The 21,894-nt window shown below is 66.3% G+C and carries 18 protein-coding genes; 9 read left to right on the top strand and 9 right to left on the bottom strand.

Annotated features, from left to right (window positions below; genetic code table 11):
• Window positions 1-193: 193 nt before the first annotated feature.
• The gene (gene panC, locus IP83_RS10085) at window positions 194-1,051 is read right to left on the bottom strand and encodes a pantoate--beta-alanine ligase (protein ID WP_082364633.1); all 858 of its coding nucleotides are present in this window, start codon (window positions 1,049-1,051) and stop codon (window positions 194-196) included.
• A gap of 103 nt (window positions 1,052-1,154) precedes the next feature.
• On the opposite strand from panC, the gene IP83_RS10080 reads away from it, so the two are divergent.
• The 4 genes from IP83_RS10080 (at window position 1,155) to IP83_RS10065 (ending at window position 6,317) form a co-directional block, all read left to right on the top strand.
• The gene (locus IP83_RS10080) at window positions 1,155-1,967 is read left to right on the top strand and encodes a division plane positioning ATPase MipZ (RefSeq protein WP_054122091.1); all 813 of its coding nucleotides are present in this window, start codon (window positions 1,155-1,157) and stop codon (window positions 1,965-1,967) included.
• On the top strand, window positions 1,964-2,260 hold the full coding sequence (locus tag IP83_RS10075; RefSeq protein WP_054122090.1) for a molecular chaperone DnaJ: 297 nt from the start codon (window positions 1,964-1,966) through the stop codon (window positions 2,258-2,260). Before IP83_RS10080 ends, IP83_RS10075 begins: the two co-directional genes overlap by 4 nt.
• 186 nt (window positions 2,261-2,446) lie before the next feature.
• A complete protein-coding gene (pgmG, locus tag IP83_RS10070) occupies window positions 2,447-3,868 on the top strand; it encodes a phosphoglucomutase/phosphomannomutase PgmG (protein ID WP_054122089.1) in 1,422 nt (473 codons plus the stop codon).
• Window positions 3,869-3,878: 10 nt separating this feature from the next.
• Entirely contained in the window at window positions 3,879-6,317 is a 2,439-nt protein-coding gene (locus tag IP83_RS10065) for a ligase-associated DNA damage response DEXH box helicase (RefSeq protein WP_054122088.1), read from the top strand.
• A gap of 50 nt (window positions 6,318-6,367) precedes the next feature.
• Here IP83_RS10065 and IP83_RS10060 read toward each other — a convergent pair whose 3' ends face one another.
• The 5 genes from IP83_RS10060 to IP83_RS10040 form a co-directional block, all read right to left on the bottom strand.
• Window positions 6,368-6,802 (bottom strand): biopolymer transporter ExbD, encoded by a 435-nt coding sequence (locus tag IP83_RS10060; RefSeq protein WP_054122087.1) that lies wholly within the window; start codon window positions 6,800-6,802, stop codon window positions 6,368-6,370.
• 236 nt (window positions 6,803-7,038) lie between these two features.
• A complete protein-coding gene (locus IP83_RS10055) occupies window positions 7,039-7,470 on the bottom strand; it encodes a biopolymer transporter ExbD (RefSeq protein ID WP_054122086.1) in 432 nt (143 codons plus the stop codon).
• Window positions 7,471-7,518: 48 nt separating this feature from the next.
• Window positions 7,519-8,046: a biopolymer transporter ExbD gene (locus IP83_RS10050; RefSeq protein WP_082364631.1), complete on the bottom strand. Its 528-nt coding sequence runs from the start codon at window positions 8,044-8,046 to the stop codon at window positions 7,519-7,521.
• Between the two features lie 150 nt (window positions 8,047-8,196).
• Window positions 8,197-8,964: a MotA/TolQ/ExbB proton channel family protein gene (locus tag IP83_RS10045; RefSeq protein ID WP_054122084.1), complete on the bottom strand. Its 768-nt coding sequence runs from the start codon at window positions 8,962-8,964 to the stop codon at window positions 8,197-8,199.
• A gap of 96 nt (window positions 8,965-9,060) precedes the next feature.
• Window positions 9,061-9,717, bottom strand: a complete 657-nt coding sequence (locus IP83_RS10040) for an energy transducer TonB (RefSeq protein WP_054122083.1) — start codon at window positions 9,715-9,717, stop codon at window positions 9,061-9,063.
• Window positions 9,718-10,061: 344 nt separating this feature from the next.
• Here IP83_RS10040 and IP83_RS10035 point away from each other — a divergent pair, with 344 nt between their 5' ends.
• The 3 genes from IP83_RS10035 (at window position 10,062) to IP83_RS10025 (ending at window position 12,741) form a co-directional block, all read left to right on the top strand.
• Window positions 10,062-10,967: a hypothetical protein gene (locus tag IP83_RS10035; protein ID WP_054122082.1), complete on the top strand. Its 906-nt coding sequence runs from the start codon at window positions 10,062-10,064 to the stop codon at window positions 10,965-10,967.
• An 88-nt stretch (window positions 10,968-11,055) separates the two neighbouring features.
• Complete coding sequence (locus IP83_RS10030; RefSeq protein WP_054122081.1) at window positions 11,056-12,372, top strand: homoserine dehydrogenase; 1,317 nt, start codon at window positions 11,056-11,058, stop codon at window positions 12,370-12,372.
• 6 nt (window positions 12,373-12,378) lie between these two features.
• Window positions 12,379-12,741, top strand: coding sequence for a bleomycin resistance protein (locus IP83_RS10025; protein ID WP_054122080.1), 363 nt, complete (start codon window positions 12,379-12,381; stop codon window positions 12,739-12,741).
• A 5-nt stretch (window positions 12,742-12,746) separates the two neighbouring features.
• Here the strand turns inward: IP83_RS10025 and IP83_RS10020 are convergent, their stop codons facing one another.
• Window positions 12,747-13,196 (bottom strand): hypothetical protein, encoded by a 450-nt coding sequence (locus tag IP83_RS10020; protein ID WP_054122079.1) that lies wholly within the window; start codon window positions 13,194-13,196, stop codon window positions 12,747-12,749.
• A gap of 111 nt (window positions 13,197-13,307) precedes the next feature.
• Between IP83_RS10020 and glpX the strand changes: the two genes are divergently transcribed.
• Both glpX and IP83_RS10010 read left to right on the top strand, forming a co-directional pair.
• On the top strand, window positions 13,308-14,300 hold the full coding sequence (glpX, locus tag IP83_RS10015; protein WP_072383044.1) for a class II fructose-bisphosphatase: 993 nt from the start codon (window positions 13,308-13,310) through the stop codon (window positions 14,298-14,300).
• A gap of 49 nt (window positions 14,301-14,349) precedes the next feature.
• The gene (locus IP83_RS10010) at window positions 14,350-15,492 is read left to right on the top strand and encodes a serine hydrolase (protein WP_054122078.1); all 1,143 of its coding nucleotides are present in this window, start codon (window positions 14,350-14,352) and stop codon (window positions 15,490-15,492) included.
• Between the two features lie 17 nt (window positions 15,493-15,509).
• Here the strand turns inward: IP83_RS10010 and IP83_RS10005 are convergent, their stop codons facing one another.
• Both IP83_RS10005 and rpoC read right to left on the bottom strand, forming a co-directional pair.
• Entirely contained in the window at window positions 15,510-17,324 is a 1,815-nt protein-coding gene (locus IP83_RS10005) for a methyl-accepting chemotaxis protein (RefSeq protein WP_231624997.1), read from the bottom strand.
• Window positions 17,325-17,511: 187 nt separating this feature from the next.
• Complete coding sequence (gene rpoC, locus IP83_RS10000; RefSeq protein ID WP_054122077.1) at window positions 17,512-21,792, bottom strand: DNA-directed RNA polymerase subunit beta'; 4,281 nt, start codon at window positions 21,790-21,792, stop codon at window positions 17,512-17,514.
• Window positions 21,793-21,894: the final 102 nt, after the last annotated feature.

Genomic DNA, 21,894 nt, shown 5'->3' with positions numbered 1-21,894 from the left:
TCGTCATTCCCGCGCAGGCGGGAATCCAGGGGTGCTGGCGCTGCGTTTGCCGCTCTGGATTCCCGCCTTCGCGGGAATGACGAAGGTGTTGGCATAAGGAGATCGTCACACCGAGCTTTATCCGGAATGGCGGGGTTATGATGCGATCAGGTGCCTGTACCCCCGGGGTCGGGAGTGGGTTTTTCGTTCTACTTCAAACAGTAACGGCGATATTGTCAATCAACCGCGCCTTGCCCATATGCGCCGCGACCAGCAGGCGGGCGGAGCGGCCGTCCCAGGGGTCGAGCGCTTCGAGCGTGGCGGCGTCGCGCAGTTCGGCGTAGTCGATGCGGGCGAAACCGGCGGCAAGGATGGCGGCGTGCAGCGCTGCCAGTGTCTCCGGGATCGCAGCGCCGCCCACGATCTGCGCCGCTGCCTCGCGCATCGCGCGGTTCATCGCGGGGGCGGCGGCGCGTTCTTCGGGGGTGAGGTACTTGTTGCGGCTGCTCATGGCGAGGCCGTCCGGCTCGCGCACGGTGGGTACGCCGAGGATGCGCATCGCGTGGGGGTGTGTGAGGTCGAGATCGCGGGCCATGCGGCGGATGATCGCGAGCTGCTGCCAGTCCTTCTCGCCGAACAGCGCAATGTCGGGCTGGACCTGGTTGAACAGCTTGGTCACGACCGTCGCCACGCCGTCGAAATGGCCGGGCCGAGCCGCGCCGCAAAGGACGGCATCGAGGCCGCTGACCTGGATCGTGGTGGCGTAGCCCGGCGGATAGACCGCCTCGACGGTAGGCGCCCAGAGCACGTCCACGCCTTCGGCCTCGAGCAGCGCGGCATCGGCTTCGAGCTGGCGGGGGTAGGTCGCAAGGTCCTCATTGGGGCCGAACTGGCGCGGATTGACGAAGATCGAGACCACGACGATATCCGCGCGGGCCCTGGCTTCGCGCACCAGCGTGAGGTGGCCTTCGTGCAGCGCGCCCATGGTGGGAACGAGGGCTACCGAATTGTCCCCCGATTTCAGCGCGGAAAGCGCCGCGCGAAGCGGTTCGACGGCGGTCAGGATTTGCACGCGGCTCGGCTCTCCAGTAATCCCCGATCTGGGGAACGCGCCCTCTAGACCCGTGCCGTGCCCGGCGGCAAGGGGGCCCGCCACTCACAGAAAGGATCATCTCGTGTCTGCCGCTCCCTATCGCATCGTTTTCGCCAACGAGAAGGGCGGAACCGGCAAGTCGACCACGGCGGTCCATGTCGCCATCGCGCTGGCCTATCAGGGCGCGCGGGTGGCGGCGATCGACCTCGATGCGCGGCAGCGGACGATGCACCGCTATTTCGAGAACCGCGCCGAGACCATGCGTCGGCGCGACATCACGCTGCCGACGGCGACGTTCGCGGTCTATGACGGGACGAGCAGCGAAGAGCTGGACGCGCTGGCGGAGCGGCTGGGCGAGAGCCACGACTTCCTGCTGTTCGACACGCCCGGCCGCGACGATCCGCTGGCGCGCCATGTCGCGACGCAAGCCGATACGCTGGTGACGCCGCTCAACGACAGCTTCGTCGATTTCGACCTGATCGGGCAAGTCGATGCTGAGACGTTCAAGGTGCGCCGCCTTTCGTTCTATGCCGAGCTGATCTGGGAAGCGCGCAAGAAGCGGGCGATGGCGACGATCCGCGAGGCGCGCAAGGAGATGGACTGGGTCGTGGTGCGCAACCGCACCGGCTATACCGAGGCGCGCAACCAGAAGCGCATCGACCAGGCGCTGACCGAGCTTTCCAAGCGCGTCGGCTTCCGCATCGCCAGCGGCCTTTCGGAGCGCGTGATCTATCGCGAGCTGTTCCCGAGCGGGCTGACCCTGCTCGACAAGGGGCATCTGGGTGAACTGGGCACCAGCCATCTGGTCGCGCGGCAGGAGCTGCGGACGCTGGTGGCGGGGCTGGCGCTGAAGATCCCCGAGCGCGGGCAGCTGGCGATGGAAGCGGTGCTTTGAAGTTCCTGTTCCTCGCGGCGCTGGCCTGCCTTGCGGTCAGGCTGCTGGCCGGGCGCTGGCCGTGGGAGCTGTGGGGGCCGAACGCCAGGGAAGCCGCGGAAAAGCGCGCGCTGAACCTGCTCGGGCTGCGGGCGGATGCGGGGTATGACGAGGTGATCGAGGCGCATCGGCGGCTGATGCTGAAGGTCCACCCGGATCGCGGCGGGACCAACGATGCGGTGCACGAGGCCAATGCGGCGCGCGACCTGCTGCTGGCGCGGATTTCCAATCGCGGGCCTGATGGGCGGGGGTGAGGTTGACCTTCGCGTTTCTCCCCGAGACGCAGAGGGAATAGAGACCGCCAAGAGGCCGGGATGGCGGCACGGCTCCACTGAGACAGGCCGCGCTGGAGGAAGAATGGGCCTCGCGGCCCGGCGCGTGCTCTTTGCTCGCTTCTTTCCCTTCGCGTCTCTGCGAGAAACCCTTCCCGGCAGGGCGACATGAGCCACCGGTTCCATCCCAGCGTGCTGCGCGAATATGACATTCGCGGCACGATCGGCAAGACGCTGGGGCCGGACGATGCCTATGCGCTGGGGCGCAGTTTCGCGACGCGGGTGCTGCGCGATGGGCGCAAGACGGTGGCGGTGGGCTATGATGGCCGGCTCAGTTCGCCGATGCTGGAGGAAGCGCTGGTCAGCGGGCTGTGCGCGAGCGGGGCGGATGCTGTCCGGATCGGGCTCGGCCCGACGCCGATGCTCTACTTCGCCTGCGCCGCGATGCCAGAAGTGAGGACCGGGTCAGAGGTGCAGGCCGGGCCACAAGTGCAGGATGGCATTCAGATAACTGGCAGCCACAATCCCGCCGATCAGAATGGCTTCAAAGTGGTATTTCGCGGAGGTCCGTTCTTCGGTCCAGACATACTCGATCTCGGCCGCCTCGCCGCCCGGGGGGATTGGGCGCTGGGCGACGGGACGGCCGAGCGGGTCAATATCATGGATGCCTACGTCGAGCGGTTGCTCGCCGGGCTGAAGGGTATCGCGCCAGATGCCCTCGAGTGCCTTGGCATCGGATGGGACGCCGGGAACGGCGCCGCGGGCGAGGTGATCGAACGGCTGGTCGCCCGGATGGCGGGGCGCCACATCTGCTTGCACACGCATGTCGATGGCACGTTTCCTGGACATCATCCCGATCCTTCCGTCGACGCCAATCTTGCCGATTTGCGCGGCGCCGTCGCGCAGGGACGACTCGACTTCGGATTAGCCTTCGACGGGGACGGGGACCGGCTGGGCGTGGTGGACAGCAAGGGCCGCGCGCTGGCGGGGGACCAGCTGCTGATGCTGTTTGCCGAAGACGTGCTGAAAAGGCAGGCGGGCGGGACAGTTATCGCCGATATCAAGACGAGCGCGACGCTGTTTGACCGCGTCCGCGCGCTGGGCGGGGTGCCGCTGATGTGGAAGGCCGGACACAGCCACATCAAATCCAAAATGAAGCAGACTGGTGCGGTCCTCGGTGGCGAAGTGACCGGACACGTATTTCTTGCGGATGATTACTACGGGTTCGACGATGCGCTCTATGCTGCCGTGCGGCTGATTGCGGCGGTGGCGCGGCAGGGCAAGTCGGTGGCGGAATTGCTCGATGCGATGCCGGTGATGGTCAATACGCCCGAGTTGCGCTTTGCGGTGGAGGAGGCGCGCAAGTTCGCGGTGATCGACGAAGTCCGCGCGCGGCTCATGGCGGAAGGGGCGGACGTGGTCGCGATCGACGGGGTTCGGGTGACCATGCCGCAGGGCTGGTGGCTGCTGCGCGCATCGAACACCGAGGCGATGCTGACGGCGCGCGCGGAAAGCGGGAGCGAGGAGGGGCTCGCGGCGATGCTGGCTGCCCTTGACGCGCAATTGGCGGCTTCGGGGATCAGGCGCTAAGGTCCGCCGGGTGAGCGACCTGCCGATCCCGCCCGAAATCGAAGCCTGGTTCGCGGGGCGCGGCTGGCGGGTGCGGCGGCATCAGGCCGAGATGCTGGCGGCCGACGACGCGGGCAAACATGCGCTGCTGGTGGCCGATACGGGCGCGGGCAAGACGCTGGCCGGGTTCCTCCCGACCTTGGCCGCCTTCACGCCGTCGCGGCTGGGCCTTGGGCCGGTGCCGGAGGGGCTGCACACGCTCTATGTGTCCCCGCTGAAGGCGCTGGCGCATGATGTGCAGCGCAATTTGCTGACGCCGATCACCGAGATGGGCCTCCCCATCACGGTCGAGACGCGCAGCGGGGATACCTCGTCCGACAAGAAGGCGCGGCAACGGACGAAGCCGCCGCATGTGCTGCTGACGACGCCGGAATCGCTGTCGCTCCTGCTGAGCTATCCCGAAAGCGCGCAGCTGTTCGGCACCTTGCAGCGGGTGGTGATCGACGAAGTGCATGCCTTTGCAACCTCGAAGCGGGGTGATCTGCTGGCACTGGCGTTGACCCGGCTGCAGGCACTGGCGCCGGGGCTGCGGCGGGCGGCGCTATCTGCGACGCTCGCTGATCCGGAGAGCTTCCGGGCTTGGCTGGCGCCTTGGGGTGATCTGGACAGCACGGCGCTCGTCGAGGGGGAAGCGGGCGCGCTGGCGGAAGTCGAGATCCTGCTGCCCGATGATGGCCAGCGGGTGCCTTGGGGCGGGCACGCGGCGGCTTGGGCTTTGCCGCAGCTCTACGAGGCGATCCGGCGCAACCGGACGACCTTGGTGTTCACCAACACGCGCTTTCTGGCGGAGTACATCTTCCAGCTGCTGTGGGATGCCAACGAGGACAAGCTCCCCATCGGCATCCACCACGGTTCGCTTTCCAAGGAAGCGCGGCGCAAGGTGGAAGGGGCGATGGCGCAGGGCGAGCTGCGCGCGCTCGTCTGCACCGCGAGCCTCGATCTCGGCGTCGACTGGGGCGATATCGACATGGTGGTGCAGATGGGCGCGCCCAAGGGCTCCTCGCGCCTGCTGCAGCGGATCGGGCGCGCCAACCATCGGCTCGACCTGCCGAGTCGCGCGTTGCTGGTGCCGGGGAACCGCTTCGAGTTTCTGGAGGCGATGGCGGCGCGCGATGCGGTCGATGAGGGGCAGCGCGACGGGGAGGACTTCCGCCCCGGGGGGCTCGACGTGCTGGCGCAGCACGTGATGGCGGTGGCCTGCGCGGGGCCGTTCCATGAGGCGGCGCTGCTGGCGGAGGTGCGCTCGTCATTGGCCTATGCGTGGATCGACGCGGCGGGCTGGGAGCGGGTGCTGCAGTTCGTGGCGACGGGGGGCTATGCGCTGCGGGCCTACGACCGGTTCCAGCGGATCGTGCGGCTGAAGGACGGCACCTGGCGGCTGACGCATCCGCAGCAGGCCGCGCGCCATCGGCTCAATGCGGGCATCATCGTCGATTCCGAAATGCTGGAAGTGCGGTTCCGCAACGGGCGCTCGCTCGGCAAGGTGGAGGAGAGCTTCGGAGCGGGACTGAAGCCGGGGGATACCTTCCGCTTTGCCGGAATGGACCTTGAGGTTGAAGGCGTGCGCGATCTGGAGCTGATCGTGCGCGGGGCCAAGTCGGCGGGGCAGATCCCGAGCTACAACGGGGCGCGCATGCCGCTGACGACGCATCTGTCGGGGCGGGTACAGGCGATGTTGGCAGACCGGGCGGGCTGGGGGCGGTTCCCGGACGACGTGCGCGAATGGCTCGAAGTACAGGATTGGCGCAGCCGGTTGCCGGCGCCGGGGGAGCTGCTGGTCGAGAGCTTTCCGCATGGGGGGCGGGCCTATACGGTCTACTATACGTTCGAAGGATGGAACGCGAACCAGTCGCTGGGGATGCTGATTACCCGGCGGATGGAGGAGGCCGGACTGGGGCCGATGGGCTTCGTGGCCAACGACTACGCGCTGGGAGTGTGGGGACTGCGGCCGGTGAAGGACCCAGCGCCGCTGCTGTCGCCGGACATTCTGACCCATGAGTTTGTCGAGTGGGTGCAGAATTCCTATCTGCTGCGCCGGGCATTCCGCGAGGTGGCAGTGATTTCAGGCCTCGTCGAGCGGCAGCAGCCGGGCGCGCGCAAGAGCGGGCGGCAGGTGACCTTTTCGACCGACCTCATCTACGACGTGCTGCGCAAGCATGAGCCGGATCACTTGCTGATCGAGGCGGCGTGGGCGGATGCGCGGGCGCGGATGACCGATGTGGGCCGGCTGGGCGCCTTGCTGGACCGGGCGGCGGCGGAACTTGTCCATGTCGAACTGGAGCGGGTGACGCCGCTGGCCGTGCCGCTGATGGTGATGATCGGGCGGGAATCGGTGCCAGCGGGCGCCGCGGATGACGAGCTGCTGCTGGAGGCCGAGAGCCTGGCTTCGGCGGCGATGCGGCCGGAATAGCGGGTGCGGGGACGGATTGCCTCGTCCCCGCACCCGATCAGCTTGCCGTGTCAGTTCTTTCTGAAGCCAGCGTACTGTTCATTCCCGACGAAGCCGAACTTGGGAACCTTCGACACGGTAATGATCCGCATCAACCGGTTTGCCGCCGGGTAGGAAGCGAATTCCTCGGGCTGGAACTGGAGTTCAGGCGGCTCCTTGTAGGCCTTGGTTGCCTCCAGCAGCGAGACGAGATCGCCTTCGGTTATCGGCGTGCCGTTCCAGAGGATGGTGTTTTGCGCTGTGAGGACCAGCCTGTTCTTCATGGCATTCATGGGAACCGGCGGCGGCGTGCCACCCTGCTGCGGCAGGTCGAAGTTGATCGCATTGGTCGCCACGGGGATGGTGATGATGAACATGATGAGGAGGACAAGCATGACGTCGATGAGCGGCGTCGTGTTGATGTCCATCATCGGAGAGGCATCGGCTTTGCTGCCACTGAGAGCCATCGTAGGTGGTCCTGTTCAACCCCGGGTGCCCGGACGAAAAACGATCAGCCTCACGGGTTCCGGGGTGGAAATGAAGCCAACCTTGGAATGCCCTCAATGTGCGCTTTCCCGATTGATCCGGCAATGCCGTTTCATTCCGCTTTGGAGCGAGGCGGCCAGCGCAACGAAAAAGGGGCGGATTGCTCCGCCCCCTGATCGTTTCCAGCACTCGTGTGTGGCTGATAACCGCCGCGACGTTACTTGCTGAACGTTGCGAAGTTCTCGTTGCCGACGAAGCCGAACTTGCTGACCTTCACCTGAGTGATGATCTTCAGCATGCGGTTCGCGATTTCGTACGAGGCATATTCCTCGGGCTGGAACTGGAGTTCCGGCTCGGGGTTCATCGCCTTCGTCGCCTGAAGCAGCGAGACGAGATTGCCTTCGGTGATCGGCGAACCGTTCCAGAGAATCGTGTTCTGCGTGGTGAGCACCAGCTTGTTCTTGACCGGATCGATCTTCGGCTTGTCCGTCGGCGGAGTTGCCTGCGGCAGGTCGATGTTGACCGAGTGGGTGGCCACGGGGATGGTGATGATGAACATGATGAGGAGCACGAGCATGACGTCGATCAGCGGCGTCGTGTTCATCTCCATCATCGGCGAGCCATCGTCTTTGCCGCCGCTCATTGCCATGGGGGTTACTCCTGTTTGGTCTCGTTGACCCGGATGACCGGACGGTGATCAGCCGTTGGGATCAACCGGGGTGGAGATGAAGCCGACCTTGGGATAGCCCGCAATCTGCACGTTGTAGATCGCACCGGCGATGCACTTCCAGGGGACGTTCACGTCGCCGCGGATGTGCACTTCGGGGATCTTGTCCGGCTCCATGTTCTGCGCGCCGCCGGCCCGCTTCACGATCGCATCAAGCCGGTCGAACGCCATCTTGTAGAGTTCGTTGTTATCGACCGGGGTGATGTTGTTGATGTAGACGCGGCACTGGCCGGTCCGCGAGGAGCCTTCATAGCCGCCCTGGCCCGGGCTGCGCCCGCCGGCATCGGTCGAGACGACCGTCACGAGCAGGTTCTCGACCTTGTCCTGCGTCTCTTCGGACGGCAGCACAGGGACCTTGAGCTTCTCGACGGTCTGGATCGCGACCGGAACCGCGATGAGGAAGATGATCAGCAGCACGAGCATCACGTCCACGAGCGGCGTGGTGTTGATGTCCGACATTGGGCGTTCTTCGCCCCCGCCGCCTACAGACATTGCCATTGGTTAGTTCCTATCCGATCTGTCCACGGTAAACCGGGTCATCCGGGTCCTTCTGGAGCCCTTCGCGGCCCGGTTGGAACCCGCGTTGTTCCCGAAGGGGGAGGGTGGAAAGGCCCACCGATCCCCGCTTCGTTTCCGCGTATTCGGGCCTTACTTCTTGGCCGGAGCCGCAGCCGGGGCAGCGGGCTTGGCAGCCGGAGCAGCCGGCAGCGCAGGCTTCACCACGCCCTTCGAGGCGAGGTTGGCGAGCACGTCGGTGCTGAAGCCGGTCAGCAGTTCGGCGATGCGCTTGTTGCGGGCCTGCAGGTAGTTGTAGGCGAGCACCGCGGGAACCGCGACGAGCAGACCGAGCGCGGTCATGATCAGCGCTTCACCGACCGGACCCGCGACCTTGTCGATCGAAGCCGAACCGGCGATGCCGATGTTGATGAGCGCGCCGTAGATGCCGACCACGGTACCGAACAGACCGATGAACGGCGCGGTCGCACCGACGGTCGCGAGGAACGGCAGCCCGCCGGCGAGCTTCGAGTTGATGGTCGCTTCCGAACGGGCGAGCGAACCGTGCATCCAGTCGTGACCTTCAGACTCGTCCATCTTGCCGGCAGCGTCTTCGGCCGAGAGACCGTCGTCGACGATCTGGCGCCAGGCCGAGTTCTTCTCGAGCTTGCCCGCGCCTTCACGCAGGCTGGCTGCGCGCCAGAAACCGGAAAGGGTCTTGTGCTGGTTGAGGATCTTGGCCTGCTCCGCCCACTTCGTGAAGAGGATGAAGAACGAACCGACCGACATGACCACGAGGATCGTGAAGGTGGTCAGCGGGATCCAGGCAGGCTTGCCGCCGGGGAACAGAACTTCCGCGATACCGAACTTGTTCTGGGGAGCGGCGGATGCGGCAGCCGCAGCGAGGGTTTCGATGAGCATTCGGGTCTTCCTCTTCAATATTTCGTAGAATGGATCAAAAAAGATAAGCTCGGGCGTTGCGGCTTTTCCCCTCAAGGAGAAGCCGCGCCAGTCAGGTCAGTCCTTCGGGATCACCCAACGGATCGAGTTTGCGTACGAACCGGTAGTCGGATTGCCTTCGCCATCGGTGGCGGGGGCAAACCGGGCGCGCCGGCGGACGTTGTCGCAAGTCGCCTGGTCGAGATCGGGGCTGCCGCTCGACCTGGTGATTTCGCACGACACAACCTTGCCGTCGGTACCGACCGAGACACGGAAGCCGGTGACACCCTCGCGCTCTTCACGCAGCGCACGCGAAGGATAGTCGTTCGACGTGGCCCAGTTGCCGGGGCTGCCCTTCGGCGCCGGGCCCTTCGGCTGGAACTTGGGCGGCGGCGGAGGGGGCGGCGGCGGCGGCGCAGCGGTCGTGAACACCGGAGCCGGAGGCGGCGGCGTGGTCACGGTCTCAATCTGCGGCGCGGGCGCGTTGAACGTGATCGGCGGCGGCGGCGCCACGATGGGCGGCGGCGGCTGATCCTTCGGGGGCGGCGGGGGCGGGGGTGTTTCCGGCGGCTTCTCTTCTTCGATGTTGACCGCCGAGGTCACCTCTTTGACCTTCTTGTACGCTTCGTAAGCCAGCCCTGTTACCAGCGCATAGCCCAAGCCGACATGAAGGATCGCAACGATGATGAGCGCGGTGATCTTGTTACCGCTCATCTGTTGGTCAGCGTATGCCATTCAGCTCCAAAACTCCTGATTCTCCGCGATCGGCACACATCCTGCGGATGCTGACGATCACGGAATCGCGCATGGAATCACCCATCCAGCGCGATTGGCCAATCCAGCGATTTCATTCCACCCTGCCGGCAAACCGGACCGCCGACATCGGGTGCAAGGAACCCGGCGGCGGCTTTTGCGGGCTTTCATTGTTGAAATCCCCGACAGCGGCGAGCTTTAACGCCGAAGCCAAAGCCGCGCAAATGCTTTATCGGTTAACCATCGATTCACAGTTTCGCTGCCTGAAACAGGACTTGGCACGGCCACTTGCGCTATCCAGCGACAGCGAATCCAAGGACCCACGAATGCTCCGAACCACCCATTTCTCCCGGACCCGCGCATCCTTTCCGACCTGGGCGCGCATTCTCGCTGCCGCCGCGCTCGGCCTCGGCGGCGCAGCCGCAAGCTACGGACAGGAAACGGCTTTGTCGGTTCCGATGGCCCCCGGCCTCGAGGCCGATCCCGACTTTTCCTACGCCGATCTGGTCGATCTGGCGCTCCCCGCGCAGGTCGTGGTGCGCGCCGAGGTGCGCAAGGCGGTCCGCCTGAAGCCCGAGGAGGCGCCCGGCCTGCCCGCGGGTCGCGCCCGGCTCTACGTGGAAGCCCGGACGCAGGCGCTGCTCATCGGCGAGAACATCGGCGAATCGATCCGATTCCTTGCCGACGTCCCGCTCGATGCGCGCGGCAAGCCGCCCAAGCTGGGCAAGACGCAGGTGCTGGTGCTCGCCCGGATGGTGCCCGAGCGGCCGGGCGAGCTGCAGCTTGTGGCGCCCGATGCGATGCTGGCGCTCACTCCGGCGCGCGAGGCGACGCTGCGGTCGATCCTCACCGAAACCACCCGCCCCGATGCCCCGCCGCCGATCACCGCGCTGCGCGAAGCGCTGCATGTGACCGGGAACCTTGCAGGCGAGGGCGAAACCCAGCTGTTTCTGGGCACCGCGACAGGGGCGCCGGTCTCGATCTCGGTGCTGCGGCGCCCCGGCCAGCCGACGACCTGGGGGGTGAGCTTCACCGAGATCGTCGATTCCGCCGCGCGCGCGCCGCTGCCTGCAACAATCGCGTGGTACCGGCTCGCCTGCGGCCTCCCGGCGAAGCTACCCGAGCGCGCGAACATCTCCGACACGCTGAACGACCGGCGAATCGCGGCGGAGGATTACGCGCAGGTGCTGGCCGATCTGGGACCGTGCACCCGCAAGCGTCCGAAGAGCTGAAACGCGCGCTGAACCATACTCACCACCGGCGGTTGCGGGGGCGGATCAGCTACCCTAAGGCGCGCCATAAGATTTTACGGGGATCATCATGAGCGAACCTTTGCGCATCGCGCTGGCCGGGCTTGGCACCGTCGGCGGCGGTGTCATCCGGCTGCTGGAGGCCAATGCTGACCTCATCGCGCGGCGTGCGGGCCGCCCGATCACGATCAGCGCGATCAGCGCGCGCAACCGCCATAAGGACCGCGGCGTCGATCTTTCCAGCTACGCGTGGGAAGACGATATGGTGATTCTGGGCGAGCGGCCCGATGTCGACGTGGTGGTCGAGTTGGTCGGCGGCGCGGACGGCCCGGCGCTGGCATTGGCGCGCACGACCTTCGAGGCGGGCAAGGCGCTGGTCACGGCGAACAAGGCGATGGTCGCGCACCATGGGCTGGAACTGGCCGCCAAGGCCGAGGCGGCCAAGGTGGCGTTCAAGTTCGAAGCGGCGGTGGCAGGCGGCATCCCGGTCATCAAGGCGCTGAAGGAAGGCGCGGCAGCCAACCACATCGACCGCATCTACGGGATCCTCAACGGCACCTGCAATTACATCCTCTCGACGATGGAGGACACCGGCCGCGACTTCGCCGATGTGCTGAGCGAAGCGCAGGCCAAGGGCTATGCCGAGAGCGACCCGACGTTCGACATCGACGGCATCGACGCGGCGCACAAGCTGGCGATCCTCTCAAGCATCGCGTTCGGCACCGCGATCGATTTCGGCCCTGTTGCCGCGACCGGCATCCGCCGCGTGCTCGCCGCCGATATCGCGCAGGCCGATGCGCTCGGCTATTACATCCGCCTGATCGGCATGGCGGAGACCGAAGTGGACGAAGCCGGGCAGCGCCGCCTGTTCCAGCGGGTGCATCCGATGCTGGTCCACCGCGATCACCCGCTGGCGCATGTCGACGGCGCGACCAATGCGGTGGTGGCGGAAGGCAACTTCGTGGGCCGGTTGCTGTTCCAGGGCGCGGGCGCGGGCGATGGCCCGACCGCGAGCGCCGTGGTGGCGGATCTGATCGACATCGCGCGCGGGGATATCGGCGCACCGTTCTCGATCCCCGCTGCAGAGCTGGAGAAGGCCGCGCCTGCCAGCAGCGGCCACCGCACCGGCAAGGCCTATCTGCGCTTCACCGTGGCCGACCGCCCCGGCGTGCTGGCCGAGATCACCGCGGCGATGCGCGATGCGGGCGTTTCGATCGAAAGCCTGATCCAGAAAGGGCGCGCCGCGATCGGTTCGACCGAAGCGGTGCTGGTGGCAATGGTCACGCACGAAGGCCCGGAAAGCGCGATCGCCGAAGCGCTGCGGCTGCTCGACGGCTCCCCCAGCCTCGCGGCGCCGCCGCTGGTGATGCACCTGCTCGAGGATTGATCCGTCATGGCGGACCACGCCACGCCCAATCTGCCATCACGCGACTTCGGCGTGACAGCGCGGTTTTATGAGCTGTTCGGGTTCACCGAATCGTGGCGCGACGCAAGCTGGATGATCCTCGAGCGTGGCGGCCTGACGCTTGAGTTCTTTCCCTACCCGGACCTTGATCCGGCAATGAGCTCGTTTGGCAGTTGCCTGCGCCTCGATGACGTCGGGTCTTTCTACAGCGAGCTCAAGGCGGCTGGCATACCCGAATCTACAACAGGCTGGCCACGTCTGCACCGCCCCAAGCGAGAGGCTTGGGGTGGCCTGGTCGGCGCACTGATCGATCCTGACGGCAGTCTGCTGCGGCTGATCCAGGAGGATTGATCCGGCTACGGCGCGCGGATTTCCCCGCGCGCGATCTTGTCGGCGTCCGAATCAGGCGGGGCTTCGGGCAGCTTGGTGATGTCGAAGAAGTACATCGGTGCAGGGGCCGAGCCGAAGCCGATGCAGCCCCGGCTGCAATCGGGCAGGCCGCTGACGTTGGGCGCGCGCGGCAGGCCATCGCGGGTGGATTTCGCCGATTCGAGCTGATCGCGCAGCGGCAACCGCTCCTTCTCGCTTTCAGCGCGCCCGCCGCAGACGATGATCGCGCCGTCCGGCCCGGCTTTCTCGCACTTCTTGGGCTGACCGGCGGTTAGCAGGCGCTGCGCGATCTCGGCGTTGACATCGGTCTGGGCCGAATCCGCCGGCGTATCGGCAGGCGCTTGTGCCGCTGGCGCAGCCGGAGTGGACTGCGCCTGCGCCTGCGCCGTTCCCGTTGCCAGGAATGACAGGTTCACGCATAGGAATGCACGAAACGCGTGCCCGTATACAATTCCGCGCCTCGACAACCCAGCATCCTCCCGTCTAGGGCATGCCCAGCTTTCCGCCAACGAGCCTCAGGAGTCAACGTGACCCAGACCCGCCCCGCCCCCGACGCATCCCAGGTTCTCGACCGCGTTCTCGTCCTCGAAATGGTCCGCGTGACCGAAGCGGCCGCCATCGGGGCCTCCAAGCTGATCGGCCGGGGTGATGAAAAGGCCGCCGACGCCGCCGCGGTAGAAGCCATGCGCGCCGCATTCAACGAGCTGTACATGGACGGCACCGTGGTGATCGGCGAGGGCGAGCGCGACGAGGCGCCGATGCTCTATATCGGCGAGAAAGTCGGCGCGGCGCCGGGCAAGGGGCCGAAGATCGACATCGCGCTCGATCCGCTGGAAGGCACCACGATCACTGCCAAGGCCGGGCCGAACGCGCTCGCCGTGCTGGCCGTCGCCGAAGAGGGCGGCCTGCTCAACGCGCCCGACGTCTACATGGAAAAGCTGGCGGTCGGCCCGGGCTATCCCGAGGGCATCATCGACCTCAACAAAACGCCGGGCGAGAACGTCTGTGCCGTCGCGAAGGCCAAGGGTGTCGATCCCAGCGACATCATCGTCTGCGTGCTCGACCGCCCGCGCCATGCCGAGCTGATCGCCGAACTGCGCGCGCTCGGCTGTGGCATCAGCCTCATTCCGGACGGCGACGTGGCGGGCGTGATCGCGGTGACCAACGAGGACACCGGCATCGACCTCTACATGGGCACCGGTGGTGCGCCGGAAGGCGTGCTCGCCGCGGCGGCGCTGCGCTGCGTCGGCGGGCAGTTCAAGGGCCGCCTGCTGTTCCGCAACGATGACGAGAAGGCCCGCGCGCGCAAGTGGGGCATCACCGATCTGAACTATGTCTACGACCTCAAGGAACTGGCGAAGGGCGACTGCATCTTCGCGGCGACGGGCGTGACCGACGGTTCGCTGCTGGCGGGCGTCAAGACCAACAAGAACGGCGTGATGACGACCGAGAGCGTGGTGATGCGCGCCAGCTCGGGCACCGTGCGCTGGGTCAAGGGGGAACACCGCAAGCAGCGTTGATGACCGCAGAGCCCCGAAGAGGGCTGGCGGGAATGGAGAGGGACGGGATATGAAAGGCATCGCGGAATTCGAGGCCGTTGTCGCGGCGGCCAACCTGCCGGGTGCGGTGGCGCTGATCACCGACAGCAAGGACACGCGCTATGTGCACGTGTCGGGCATGGCCGATGCCGTGAACGGCGTGCCGATGCGCGAGGATACGCTGTTCCAGATCGCCTCGATGACCAAGGCGCTGACCAGCGTGGCGGTGCTGCAGCTGGTCGAGCGCGGCAAGCTCGATCTCGATGCGCCGGTCGGGGCGATCCTGCCCGAACTGGCCGAGCCGCAAGTGCTCGACGGGTTCGGCGAGGACGGCGGGGCGATCCTGCGCCCGGCGAGCACACCGGTGACGCTGCGCCACCTGCTGCTGCACACTTCGGGCTGCGGCTATACCTTCATGAATGCCGATCTGCTGCGCCACGCGATGGCGAGCGGCAAGATGGCGGCGGGCAAGCGCGCCAGCCTTGATCTGCCGTTGCTGTTCGATCCGGGAACGCAGTGGCAATACGGCGTCGGGATCGACTGGGCGGGCCTCGCGGTGGAGGCCGTGACCGGCATGACGCTGGGCGAATTGTTCGAGAAGGAAATCACCGGGCCGCTCGGAATGACCCAGACCCGCTTCCGCGCCGAGTGGGATGCGGATGCGGCGCAAGTCCATGTGCGCGAGGGCGATGGTTTCAAGACGCAGGGCATGGTGCTCGGCGGCGGCGAGTACCACAACGGCGGCGGCGGCCTGTCCTCGACGGCAGGTGACTACGCCCGGTTCCTGCGGATGATCCTGCGCGGCGGCGAGCTCGACGGCGTTCGCGTGCTGTCGCCGGAAATGGCACAGATCGCGCGCGTGGACGCGCTGCCGGAGCACCTCTCGGCGGGCGAGATGACCACCGCGATGCCGAGCTTTGCCAGCGCCTTCAATCCTCTGCCCGATCAGCGCGGCGGGTGGACGCTGGGCGGCTTCCTCGTCAACACCGAGACGGGTCCGGCCGGGCGTTCACCGGGCAGCTTGCACTGGGCGGGGATTTTCAACTGCTACTACTGGATCGACACCGAGCGCGATTTCGCCGGGGTTGTCCTTGCGCAGATCGCACCGTTCGCCGATCCGGGCGTGCTGGACAGCTTCGCCGCGCTCGAGCGGATGGCCTGCGCGAACGCCTGAGACGGGGCCGAAGCGCGTCAGCTCGCCAGCGCGAGCGGCAGGGGCTCGGATGGGACATCGACCGCGGACTTGCGCCGCACCGTATCGGGCGCGGCAATCGCGGGGGGACGGTGCGCCACGTTGCGGGTGCGGAAGGTCTTGACCAGGTCGTTGAGACGCAAGGCTTCGGCAGCGAGGCTGCGCGTGGCGGCGGAGGACTCCTCGACCATCGCGGCGTTCTGCTGGGTCATGCGGTCCATCTCGCCCATCGCCGCATTGATCTGGGTGAGGTTGGCGGCCTGACGCGACGCAGAGCCGGCGATGCTCCCCGTGAGCGCACTGATCTCGCCGATCCGCCGCACGATCGCCTCGAGCCGGGTGCCGCTCTCGCGGACGAGTTCGACGCCGGTGGCGACCTGCTCGCCGCTCGTGGTGATGAGCGCCTTGATGCTCTGCGCGGCATCGGCGCTGCGCTGGGCGAGCGCGCGCACTTCGGTGGCGACGACGGCAAAGCCCTTGCCGGCCTCGCCCGCACGCGCCGCCTCGACCCCGGCGTTGAGCGCCAGCAGGTTGGTCTGGAAGGCGATTCCGTCGATGACGCTGATGATCTGGCCGATTTCCTGCGCGGAATGCTCGATCGCGGCCATCGCTTCGATCGCGCGGCGCACGACCTCGCCGCCTTCGCCCGCCTCACGGTCGGCCTGCGTGATCGTCGAGCTGACAGCCTGCGCGCCGGTGGCGGTTTCATGGACAATGCCGGTAACCGCATCCATCGCCCGCGCGGTTTCGGCGATGCGCGCGGCCTGGGCTTCGTTACGCAGCGCGAGATCGTGGGCGGCGGCGCCGATCTCGGCAATGCTGCCCTGCACGCTGGCGGTGCCGATGCGGACAATGCGCAGGGCTTCGGCGAGCGACGACACCGCCGCATTGTAGTTTTCACGCAGCGTTTCGTAGGCAGGCGGGAAGGGTGTGGTGAGTTGGTGCTCGAGATCCTTGGCTGCGAGCCGGGCGAGTCCGGCGGAAAGCGCCTCGACCACCGCCGTCTGCGCGACAGCGGCCTGCTGCCGCCATTCCTCGGCCTCGCGAAAGACCTGCATGGCGCGTGTTACCTGGCCGATCTCGTCGGTCCGCTCGGTGCCTTCGATGACTACGCCGGTATCGCCATCGGCCATGCGCTGCATGGTGGATGCGGTTTCGACGAGCGGAGAGACAACCAGCTTCTGGGCTGCACGCGCAGTCCACAGGATCAGTCCGAGCATTCCCAGCGCCAGCACCGCCAGCCCTGTCAGCGCCAAGGCGGTGAGCTGTGTGTTGCTGCGGGCAGTATCGGCGCTGTAGCTGCGGCTGAGCGCGACGATGCTGCGCACCTGCTCGCGCTGGACGCCGTAGATCGGCGCGATGTCCATCGTGAAGGCTGCGTTCATGGCCTCACGGTTGCCGCTGGTCACGGCGGGCAGGAACTTGCTGTCCATCACCTGCCAGAACTTGTCGGCTGCCGCGATGGTATCGTTCAGCGGCTGGCGGAGCTGCTCAGGGACCGGCGCGGTCTTCCAGTAGACCTTGCGCGCCTCGAACTCGGCGCGTTCGTCCTTGAGCTCGCTGAGATAGGGGCCGGCGCGGTCAGGATTGTGTACGATCAGCGATGCGTTGAGATAGGGCTCGACGACGAAAGCCGGGGGCGGGAGCACGTCGGCGAGGATCTCCGCCTGCAGGGCGCTGCCTTGAGTCATCGGGCCATCGGCGCGGATCGCGTAGACCACCGCCGAAGCGAGTGCGATCATCGCCATGAGCAGACCGATGAGAAGCCGCGCGCCGCCACGCGCCTTGTCGCTGAGCATTACACCGCCGAGCATGCCGAAAGACTCCGAAACGGGACCTACCGGAAGGAGAAGTCCGCGTTCGGTTCCTAGCAGCCAAGCCCTTGCCAGCGGGCACCCGGCAGCCCTGACGGAACTACGTAGCGTGCTCGTGAGAAACCAAAAACCCCGCCGGCCGAGGCCGACGGGGTTTCAGGTGTATCAGCAGAGTGAACTCAGCCGATCAGGCCTCGTCACCCTCGATCAGGTAATCACCGGCATCGGCGTCGAGACCATGGGTCTCGCCCTCGACCGCCGCGAGCGGATCGTCGCCGATCGCTGCTTCGGGGCCCTGTGCCAGCTCAGCGGCATGCTCTTCGGCCGCGGAGCTGGGCGCGATGAGCGATTCCTGGAGCTTGCGATAGGAGGCCCGCAGCGCTGCATCACGGCTGGTCGCCGCGACGCGCAGGCGGTTCATGCCCGCGCCGGTACCGGCGGGGATGAGGCGGCCGACGATCACGTTCTCCTTGAGGCCAATCAGCGAGTCCTTCTTGCCCTCGACCGCCGCCTGCGTGAGCACGCGGGTGGTCTCCTGGAACGAGGCCGCCGAGATGAACGAACGCGTCTGCAGCGAGGCCTTGGTGATGCCGAGCAGCACCGGCTTGCCTTCGGCCGGAACCATGCCCGGCGCCAGCTTGGCGTTGTATTCGTTCATTTCCTCGAGGTCGATCTGCTCGCCGGGCAGCAGCGTGGTATCGCCGCCATTGGTGATCTCGACCTTCTGCAGCATCTGGCGAACGATCACCTCGATGTGCTTGTCGTTGATCTTCACGCCCTGCAAGCGATAGACTTCCTGGATTTCGGCGACGAGGTATTCGGCCAGAGCCTCGACCCCGAGCACTTCCAGAATGTCGTGCGGGTTGGGCGAGCCCGAGATCAGGTTGTCGCCCTTCTTGACCCAGTCGCCTTCCTGGACGTCGATCACCTTCGACTTGGGGATCAGGTACTCGACCGGTTCGCCTTCCTCGGGGATGATCGCGATCTTGCGCTTGGCCTTGTAGTCGCGGACGAATTCGATGCGGCCCGAAATCTTCGCGATGATCGCGTTGTCCTTCGGGATGCGCGCTTCGAACAGTTCGGCGACGCGCGGCAGACCGCCGGTGATGTCGCGGGTCTTGGCGGCTTCGCGGCTGGCGCGCGCCAGCACGTCACCGGCCTGGACCGTCTGGCCATCCTCGACCGACAGCGTGGTGCCCGGCGCCATCAGATAGCGCGCGGTTTCACCCGAGTTCTCGTCGAGCAGGGTCAGGCGTGGACGCAGGTCTTCCTTCTTGCCGCGCCCGCCGGCCCGGTTCTCGGTCACGACGCGCTGGGCAATGCCGGTCGCATCGTCGACCAGTTCGGTCAGGGTGCGGCCGTCGATGAGGTCCTGATAGCGCACCACGCCCGGCTTGTCGGTGATCACCGGCAGGGTGAACGGGTCCCATTCGGCAAGGCGTTCGCCCTGCTTCACGGTGGCGCCGTTCTCGTGGAGCAGGTGCGTACCATAGGGCACGCGGTGCATCGCGCGCTCGCGGCCTTCGGTGTCCATCACCACGATCTCGCCGTTGCGTGCCAAGCTGAGGCGGCGGCCACGCGAATCCGTGATCGTCGGGATGTCGCGGTAGACCACGGTACCATCGCACAGCGATTCGAGGTTCGACTGCTCGTTCACCTGCGCCGCGCCGCCGATGTGGAACGTACGCATGGTGAGCTGCGTGCCCGGCTCGCCGATCGACTGCGCCGCGATGACGCCGACGGCCTCACCGATGTTGACCGGCGTACCGCGCGCGAGATCGCGCCCGTAGCAGGTGCCGCAGACGCCGACTTGCGCCGCGCAGACCAGCGGCGAGCGGATGCGCGCCGACTGGACGCCAGCCGCTTCGATGCGGGCGATGGCGGCTTCGTCGAGCAGGGTGCCCTTGGGGTAGATCACGATGCCGGTCTTGGCTTCGATCAGGTCCTCGGCGAGGGTACGGCCGAGGATGCGCTCGCCGAGCGAGGCGATCGTCGAACCGCCCTGCACGATCGCGCGCATTTCGAGCGCGCGCTCGGTGCCGCAATCGTCGACGGTGACGACGCAGTCCTGCGACACGTCGACCAGACGGCGGGTGAGGTAACCCGAGTTGGCGGTCTTCAGCGCGGTGTCCGCGAGACCCTTGCGGGCGCCGTGGGTCGAGTTGAAGTATTCAAGGACGGTCAGACCTTCCTTGAAGTTCGAGATGATCGGCGTTTCGATGATCTCGCCCGACGGCTTGGCCATGAGGCCGCGCATGCCGGCAAGCTGCTTCATCTGCGTCGGCGAACCACGCGCGCCCGAGTGGCTCATCATGTAGATCGAGTTGACCGGCTTCTCGCGGCCATGCTCGTCCATCGGGGTGGCGCGGATCTCGTCCATCATGGCGGCCGCGACCTGATCGCCGCAGCGGCTCCAGGCGTCGATCACCTTGTTGTACTTTTCCTGCTGGGTGATCAGACCGTCCTGGTACTGCTGCTCGTAATCGGCGACGAGTTCCTTGGTCTCCGCCACCAGCGCGTCCTTGCTGTCGGGGATGATCATGTCGTCCTTGCCGAACGAGATGCCCGCCTTGAACGCGTTGCGGAAGCCCAGCGCCATGATCGCGTCCGCGAACAGCACCGTGTCCTTCTGGCCGGTGTGGCGATAGACTTGGTCGATGACGTCGGCGATTTCCTTCTTGGTGAGCAGGCGGTTGACCAGCTCGAAGGGCACCGTGTGGCTCTTGGGGAGGCACTCGCCGATGAGCATGCGGCCCGGCGTCGTCTCATAGCGCTTGAGGTACTGCTTGCCGTTCTCGTCGGTCTGCGGGACGCGCGCGATGATCTTCGAGTGCATCGTCACGGCCCCGGCATAGAGCGCCTGATGCACTTCGGCCATGTCGGCCAGCATCATGCCCTCGCCCGGCTCGCCCTTGCGGTCCATCGAGAGGTAGTAGAGACCCAGCACCATGTCCTGCGAGGGCACGATGATCGGCTTGCCGTTGGCGGGCGAGAGGATGTTGTTGGTCGACATCATCAGCACGCGCGCTTCGAGCTGGGCTTCCAGCGAAAGCGGCACGTGGACGGCCATCTGGTCACCGTCGAAGTCGGCGTTGAACGCCGAGCAGACGAGCGGGTGGAGCTGGATCGCCTTGCCTTCGATCAGCACGGGCTCGAACGCCTGGATGCCGAGGCGGTGGAGCGTCGGCGCGCGGTTGAGCATCACCGGGTGCTCGCGGATCACCTCGTCAAGGATGTCCCAGACTTCCTTGCGCTCCTTCTCGACCCACTTCTTGGCCTGCTTGAGGGTCATCGAGAGACCCTTGGCATCGAGGCGGGCGTAGATGAACGGCTTGAACAGTTCGAGCGCCATCTTCTTGGGCAGGCCGCACTGGTGCAGCTTGAGTTCGGGACCGGTCACGATGACCGAACGGCCCGAATAGTCGACCCGCTTGCCGAGCAGGTTCTGGCGGAAGCGGCCCTGCTTGCCCTTGAGCATGTCGGACAGCGACTTCAGCGGACGCTTGTTGGCGCCGGTGATGATACGGCCGCGGCGGCCGTTGTCGAACAGCGCGTCGACCGCTTCCTGCAGCATGCGCTTTTCGTTGCGCACGATGATGTCGGGCGCGCGCAGCTCGATCAGGCGCTTCAAACGGTTGTTGCGGTTGATGACGCGGCGATAGAGGTCGTTGAGGTCCGACGTCGCGAAACGGCCACCATCGAGCGGCACCAGCGGGCGCAGTTCGGGCGGGATGACCGGGATCACGTCGAGGATCATCCATTCGGGGCGGTTGCCCGAATCGATGAACGATTCGACGACCTTGAGGCGCTTGATGATCTTCTTGGGCTTCAGCTCGCTCTTGGTGGTGGCGAGCTCCTCCATCAGGTCCTTGCGTTCCTGCTCGAGGTCGAGGTCCATCAGCATCTGCTTGACCGCCTCGGCGCCGATACCGGCGGAGAACGCGTCCTCGCCGTACTCGTCCTGCGCGTCGAGCAGCTCGTCTTCGGTGAGGAGCTGGTAGCGCTCGAGCGGGGTGATGCCCGGCTCGATCACGACGTAGCTTTCGAAGTAGAGGATGCGCTCAAGCTGCTTGAGCTGCATGTCGAGCAGCAGGCCGATGCGGCTGGGCAGCGACTTCAGGAACCAGATGTGCGCGACCGGGGCGGCCAGCTCGATGTGGCCCATGCGCTCGCGGCGCACCTTGGTGACGGTGACTTCGACGCCGCACTTTTCGCAGACGACGCCCTTGTACTTCATGCGCTTGTACTTGCCGCACAGGCACTCGTAGTCCTTCACCGGGCCGAAGATGCGCGCGCAGAACAGGCCGTCACGCTCGGGCTTGAACGTGCGATAGTTGATCGTTTCCGGCTTCTTGATCTCGCCGAAGGACCAGCTGCGGATGCGCTCGGGGCTCGCCAGACCGATCTGGATCTGGTCGAAGGTCTCGGGCTTGGCGATCTGGTTGGTGAACTTGGTAAGGTCGTTCATTTTTCGCTCCAGTTCCCCTCCCGCTGGCGGGAGGGGTTAGGGGAGGGCATGTTCGGTTGAGGAGGTGCTTGCCCTAACAGGGCCCCCCCCCCCCCCCCCCCC

It is taken from the genome of Novosphingobium sp. AAP93, assembly GCF_001296055.1.
Lineage (GTDB): Bacteria > Pseudomonadota > Alphaproteobacteria > Sphingomonadales > Sphingomonadaceae > Novosphingobium.
Note: the sequence above shows the minus strand (reverse complement) of the source record. Positions and strands in the feature narration are given on the sequence as shown.